This window comes from Tsukamurella conjunctivitidis, assembly GCF_007858475.1.
In the GTDB taxonomy this organism is placed as follows: Bacteria; Actinomycetota; Actinomycetes; order Mycobacteriales; family Mycobacteriaceae; genus Tsukamurella; species Tsukamurella conjunctivitidis.
Map to the genome: position 1 here is coordinate 1 of NZ_VIGX01000091.1, position 718 is coordinate 718.

General features: G+C 67.7%; 1 protein-coding gene. It reads right to left on the reverse strand.

Annotation, left to right across the window (positions count from 1 at the left end; translation table 11 throughout):
* Positions 1 to 42: 42 nt before the first annotated feature.
* Positions 43 to 669, reverse strand: a complete 627-nt coding sequence (locus FK530_RS24500; protein WP_146489437.1) for an IclR family transcriptional regulator — start codon at positions 667 to 669, stop codon at positions 43 to 45.
* Positions 670 to 718 lie beyond the last annotated feature (49 nt).

The window sequence follows — 718 nt, forward strand, 5'->3', positions numbered from 1 at the left end:
CGTCCACCCAGTCGTCCGTGCGCTGTGTCGCCGGAGCGAGTCTCACACAGGAGCGACCCCGGAACCCAATCCACCCGGCACCGACTCCACCGGCCCACCTGGGGGGACCTGGGTCTGCTGCTCACGCAGGGCCCGCAGTGCCAGTGGACGGCTGGCCACCGACACGCGGGCCGAATCAGGCAGTGCCTCGATGGCCTCGGCGATCCCCATGACGATCGCCTCGCGACGTTCGGCGGGCATCCTCTCCGTCGGCGTGGACACGGAGATCGCCAGCTGGATCTGGCCGTCCACGCTCAGGGGCACCGCCACACAGGAGATCCCCTTCTCGTTCTCGCCGTTCTCCTGGGTCCACCCGCGGGTGTCGAGGAGGGTGAAGTTCTCACGCACCGAGGTGTGGAGCTCCTCCAGGGTCTGCGGATCGAGGTCCCGGACTGCAGGATCGCTGAAGAACCACGGCAGGAGCTCCTCGCGGTTGGGCATCGACCCGATGAATGATCGCCCCAGCGCCGTGCGTACAGCCGGGACCTCCTTGCCCACGCGCGAGACCACACGGATCGGCCGGTCCGGCTCGACCTTGTCCACGTAGACGACGCTGAAGCCGGACAGGCGAGCAAGGTGCACCAGCTCGTTGAACTCGCTGCTCACAGCCTGCAGGGCCGGGCGAATCATCCCCGAGATGGTCTACGCCCTGTTGTAGTAGAGGGCCACGGGACGGATC

Bases quoted from the DNA above. Each gene is read 5' to 3' on its own strand.
- FK530_RS24500 (WP_146489437.1), bottom strand. From the start codon at position 669: ATGATTCGCCCGGCCCTGCAGGCTGTGAGCAGCGAGTTCAACGAGCTG.